General features: G+C 67.3%; 3 protein-coding genes. All 3 read left to right on the top strand.

Going from position 1 to position 5,702, the window contains the following annotated elements; all coding sequences use genetic code 11:
- Positions 1 to 155 precede the first annotated feature (155 nt).
- Positions 156 to 1,571, top strand: coding sequence for a hypothetical protein (locus OXN85_02405; protein MCY3598812.1), 1,416 nt, complete (start codon positions 156 to 158; stop codon positions 1,569 to 1,571).
- A gap of 78 nt (positions 1,572 to 1,649) precedes the next feature.
- Complete coding sequence (locus OXN85_02400) at positions 1,650 to 2,870, top strand: efflux RND transporter periplasmic adaptor subunit (protein ID MCY3598811.1); 1,221 nt, start codon at positions 1,650 to 1,652, stop codon at positions 2,868 to 2,870.
- Positions 2,867 to 5,702 (top strand): efflux RND transporter permease subunit (locus tag OXN85_02395; GenBank protein MCY3598810.1); only part of this gene is annotated, 2,836 nt, incomplete at its 3' end. The genes OXN85_02400 and OXN85_02395, both read left to right, overlap by 4 nt.

The raw sequence follows: 5,702 nt of genomic DNA, 5'->3' as shown, positions 1-5,702 counted from the left end.
GTTACCTTCGCTTGATGAGAGCCGTTCGATCCGGAAACCCATTCGGGCGGGATAGCGCGGGCTCTCGGCCGCGACGGGATGCTCCTGGAAGGTCCGCGTTCCCGGCGTTCGCGCTGCTCGCCGCCGCTTGGGCCGCGGCGTGCGGCGACGGGAGCATGGACCTTCCGCTGACGCGGCCGCCGATGGTCATCGGCGTCGTCGCCGACTTCGAACTGGCCGTAGGCGACACGGCGACGTTGGAAGCGTCCGGCTACTTTCGGGATCCCGACGGAGACGCTCTCTCTTTCGAGGCAAGGTCGTCTGCAGGGGAGGTTGCGGGCACCGAAGTCTCGGGAAGCACAATCCGCATCGTCGCCCTCGCGCCGGGGGCGTCGACGGTGGCGATCACGGCGCGCGATCCTGAAGGCCGGGCCGCCGCGCTACGCTTCGAGGTTACGGTGCCGAATCGGGCGCCTGTGGCCACCGGCGCGATCCCGGACCTCCAGCTCACCGCGGCGGATACGACAAGGGTGGACTTGTCGGGCTATTTCGCCGACCCGGACGGGGAGGTGCTGATCTATGGTGTCGCCTCTTCGGACAGCGGGGTGGTGACCGTCACCGCCCGGGGCGACACGATGCGCGTGGTCGGCGTCGCACCGGGGATGGCCACGGTGACGATCGCGGCGCGCGACGCCGGCGGGCTGGGCGCCGAACTGTCGTTCGCCGTGGAGGTCCGACCGGCCCGGAGGTTCGACATCGAGGTTCGCTTCGACACCACGGCTGCCGAGCCGTGGCGAGCCGTGGTCCTCGAAGCGGCGGCACTCTGGATGTCGGTGCTGGCAGATACGGAACTGCCGGAAGTTGCGGTCGACGACCGCATCGAGTGTTACGGCGCGAGCACCGCGGAGCCGGTCGGCACCGTCGATGACCTGATGGTGCTCGTCGAGTTCCGGGACATCGACGGCCCGGGCCGCACGCTCGCCCAGGCCGGCGTGTGCCGCCTGCGCGAAGGTTCGATGCTGCCCTTCGCGAGCGTGGCGTTCTTCGACGTATCGGACATCGATCGTCTCATCGACACCGGCGACGCCACGGAACTCGCCGTTCACGAGATCGCGCACGCGCTCGGATTCGGCGTGCTGTGGCGCCCTCTCGGTCTCCTCCGGGATCCTGCCCTCGGCGTGGGAGCGATCGACGCGCATTTCGTCGGTCCCGCGGCCATCGCCGCCTTCGACGCGGCGGGCGGCACGGACTACGCGGGCGGGGCAAAAGTCCCCGTCGAGAACCGCGGCGGAGCCGGGAGCGCGAACCTCCATTGGCGCGGCTCCGTCCTCCGCGGGGAGCTCATGAGGCCGCTCAACAGGCTCGGAGTCCGGGAGACCCTCAGCGCGATCACGATCCGGTCGCTGGCCGACCTGGGTTACGAGGTCGACGCGAGCCTGGCGGAGCCGTATACGCTCCCCGGCGTCGGCGCCGCGGACGAGAAACCCGGCCGCGTGGTCGACTTGGGCGATGACGTCCTCAGAGGTCCGGTGCAGGTCGTCGATTCCGACGGCCGCGTCGTACGCGTGCTCCGCGACCGTTCGCCCGGGTAGGTTCCGTCCCGTTGACCGAACAAACCGTAGATTCCTATGCTCAAGCCGGCGCTCCTCGACTCCATGGGATAAGGCACAATGCTGCGCAGATTGCTGTTCGGATCCAGTCTCCGGATCATCGCCGTGATCATCGTCGGTACGATTGCGGTCGCGGCACTAATGCTCTCGCTGGCCCCCGAACCGGAAAGCCAGGAACCACCCCCCCAGATCCCGTTTGCGCAAACGGCCAGTGTTGTGGCCGGATCGGGCGCGATACCCGTGTTCGGATCCGGCACCGTGCGGCCAAGCGAGGAGATCGATGTCGCACCGCAGGTGGGCGGCAAGGTCGTCTGGGTCAATCCGCGGTTCCAGAGCGGAGGGCGCGTCGAGGCGGGCCAGACGCTCTTCCGCATCGAAGAAGCCGATTACGAGTACCGCGTACAGGTAGCGGAAGCGAACGTCGCGGCAAGCCGCGTCGCCTTCCTCGAGGAACAGGAACGGGCAACGATCGCCAGTGCCCAGTATGAACTGTACGTGGAGCGGCGCGAGACGGGGCCTCCGCCGGCCGAGGCGAGTCCGCTCACGCTGCGGGAGCCTCAGATGGAAGCGGCCAGCGCCGCGCTGAGCCGGGATCGAGCGCGGCTTGACGAGGCGAGACTTGCGCTCTCCAGGACCCGGGTCACCGCGCCGTTCGATGGCTTCGTGCGCGAGGAATCCGTCGATCCGGGGCAGGTCGTGAACCCCGGGCAGCCCGTCGGACGCCTCTTCGCTTCGGCGGCGGTGGAGGTCGTCGTGCCCCTCTCCGATGCCGACGCCGCCCTGGTCCCCGGATTGTGGGGGCTCGAGGCGGGCGACGGGGCACGGGACGTAGCGGCTCGCGTGATCGCCCATTACGGGGAGGCGATGTACTCCTGGGAGGGTTACGTGGATCGGGGGGAGAGTTCCGTTGACGCGCAGACACGCACCATCGACGTGATCGTGCGCGTGCCGGACCCGTTCGACCCAAGCGCGCCGGCGGGCCCGTCCGCCGCTGTCGGGAGCGATCCTCCGTTGCTGGTCGGCAAGTTCGTGGAGGTGGAGATCGAGGGACTCTCACCGGAGGACTACTTCCAGATCCCGCGAGCGGCGCTGCAACCCGGCAACGAAGTCTGGACGGCGGACCGCGACGGCGTCGTGAACATCGTTCCGGTTCAGGTGCTGCAACGCGCCAACGATGCAGTGTTCGTCACCGGCGCCCTGCGAGGCGGCCAGGCGGTAATCACCGGTGGACTTCAGTTCGCCACCGAAGGGATGCGCGTCCAGACCGAACCGGCGCGATGAATCCCGACGCGGGTCCCGAACCGGACGCCCGTCGCGAGCGGTCCGGCCCGCTCGCCTACATGGCCAGCAACGGTATCGCGGCCAATCTCCTGATGATGGGCATCGTCGCGGCCGGACTCGTGTCCCTGACCGGCCTCGAGCGGGAAGCCTGGCCTGTCACCCCCTTCTACCACATCGAAGTCTCGATGGCCTACCCCGGTGCCACGCCGGAGGAGATCGAGGAGTCGATCGTCGTCAAGATCGAGGACCAGGTCAGCGGGCTCGATGACGTGGCGGCGGTCAAGTCCCTGGCGGCACCCGGCATTGCCTCCGTGCGGATCCAGATGGATTCCGGTACGGACATGGATCGGGCCCTGGACGAAATAGAATCTGCCGTCAATCGCATCCAGTCGTTCCCGGCCGGAGCCGAACGTCCCCGTTTCCAGGAGATGGACAACCGCTTCAGCATGATGCGGCTCATCGTCCACGGCGACGTCTCCGAGCGCTCGCTGAAGGAACTGGCGCATCGGATCGAGGACGACCTTACCACGCTACCTTCCGTCTCCCAGGTCGAGGTCAGCGGGGTCCGGAACTACGAGATCTCCATCGAGGTGCCGCTTCAGCGGCTCAGGGCCCTGGGACTCTCGCTTACCGACGTTGCCGGCGCGATCCGCCGCAGTTCCCTCGACTTGTCGGCCGGCAGCATCGATACGCGGGAATCCCAGGTTCGAGTGCGGACTCTCGGGCAGAACTACGACCAGCAGGACTTCGAGGAGATCGTCCTTCTCAGCGGCCGCGACGGCACGGTCGTGCGCCTCGGCGACATCGCCGAGGTCCAAGACGGGTTCCAGGAGGCAGACCTGATCGTCCGCCATCAGGACCAGCCCGCCGTATTCGTCGAGGTTTACCGGGCTGGCGGCGAGCAGGTGATGGATGTGGCCACGACGGTCCGCGAGCACCTGGCGAACGAGGTGATCCCGGCCTTGCCGGACGGCGTGGGCATCACCTTGTGGAACGACGAATCCCAGGCCTACGAGGAACGCGCCGATCTGCTTCTGAAGAACGGCATTCTGGGTTTGTTGCTGGTGTTGGTCGCGCTGAGCCTGTTCCTCCAGGTTCGGCTTGCCCTGTGGGTTGCGGTGGGCCTCGCCGTTTCGGGCGTAGGCGCCCTCGCCGTCATGATGGCGTTCGACGTGGCGATCAACACGATCAGCCTCTTCTCCTTTGTCCTCGCCATTGGGATCGTCGTTGACGACGCCATCGTTGTGGCGGAGCACATTCAACACGAACGCAATCAGGGAACCCCCGGGGTCGCGGCCGCGATCCGCGGCGTCCGGCGGATCAAGGTGCCGTTGACGTTCGCGGTCCTCACTTCGGTGGTGGCTTTCGTCCCGCTGCTGTTCATTCCGGGGGGCGTCGGTGACGTATGGCGGGCCCTGCCGATCATCATGATCGCCATGCTGCTGGTTTCGCTGGTGGAATCGCTGTTCGTCCTGCCGAACCACCTGTCCCACCTGCCCGGTCCGGAATGGATGCCGGGCAATGCCTTCGACCGATTCTTCTCGCGACTCCAGAGTCGTGTCGACGCTCAACTGCAACGGTTCGTACAGGGGCCCCTGGACCGGGCCCTGCGGTTCGCCACGGGCCGGCCCGGCGTGACGATGACGGGGGCCGTTGGCATGCTCGTGCTGAGCATTTCCCTGTTGCCCGCGGGAATCGTCCCCACCACGCTGGCCGACGACGTGGAGGGCGATATCGTGACGGTGGTGCTGGAGATGCCCGATGGGGCCACCGCTCCGAGAACGTACGAAGTCGCGCGGGAGCTGGAGGCTGCGGGCCACCGGGTCATCGAACAACTCTCTCGCAGCCGGCCCGCGGACGCGCCGCCGCTGCTGACCGGCGTCACGCTGACCGTCGGACTGGGATCGAGACTCGAGGGCGGACTCAACCCGCAGCCCACCGTCAATCCGCAGGCCAATATCGCCACCATCGAGTTCAAACTCCTCGGTGCGCAGCAGAGACGGATCTCCACTGGAGAAGTCGTGCAGGCGTGGCGGGAGGAGGTGGGTGTGCTGCCCTACGTCCGCGGCATCACCTTCAGCGGCGAGATCTTCACCCTGGGGAACCCGGTCGAGGTCGTACTGTCACATCCGGCCCCGGAGCGCCTCGCCCGGATCGCCAACTCGGTGGTCGACGGACTCCGCAGCGTGAGAGGCGTCTACGACATACGGTCGGATCACGCTCCGGGCATCCCGGAAGTTCAGCTGGAGTTGCGGCCCGAAGCGCGGACCCTCGGTTTCACCGTGCAAGAGTTGGCCGGCCAGGCGAGGGCCGCGTTCTTCGGCGCGGAAGCCGTCCGGGTGCAGCGCGGCCGGGAAGAGGTACGAGTTTATGCCCGGTTGCCCGCGGAAGAGCGGAACTCGATTACGGACATCGAAGGCTACCTGCTCCGGACGCCGGGCGGGGATGAGGTGCCGATCATCAGCGTGGCGTCGCTGATCCCGGGCGTATCGCCGTCGGCCCTCCGGCGCAGGGATGGCCAGCGCGTCGTCACCGTCACCGCCGATGTGGATGTCTCGGTGATTTCCGGCGACGAAGCCAACGAGATCCTGGCCGGTTCGATCCTCGCGGATCTGGCCGCGGCGGAACCGGGCCTGACATACACGTTCGGGGGCGAGCAGCAGCAGCAGCTGGAGTCGATCGACGCGCTGTACCGCGGCTTCGCGGTCGCTCTGATCCTGATTTTCGCGCTCCTCGCAATCCCCCTCCGTTCATATACCAAGCCGTTCATCATCATGGCCGTCATCCCCTTCGCGATCACCGAGATCTACCCCGCTTACTCGCCCCATCAAT

The sequence above is a fragment of the Candidatus Palauibacter australiensis genome (assembly GCA_026705295.1).
GTDB classification, from domain to species: domain Bacteria; phylum Gemmatimonadota; class Gemmatimonadetes; order Palauibacterales; family Palauibacteraceae; genus Palauibacter; species Palauibacter australiensis.
Note: the sequence above shows the minus strand (reverse complement) of the source record. Positions and strands in the feature narration are given on the sequence as shown.

Coding starts and splice junctions, on each gene's coding strand:
- OXN85_02405 (MCY3598812.1), top strand. CDS start 156: ATGGACCTTCCGCTGACGCGGCCGCCGATGGTCATCGGCGTCGTCGCC.
- OXN85_02400 (MCY3598811.1), top strand. CDS start 1,650: ATGCTGCGCAGATTGCTGTTCGGATCCAGTCTCCGGATCATCGCCGTG.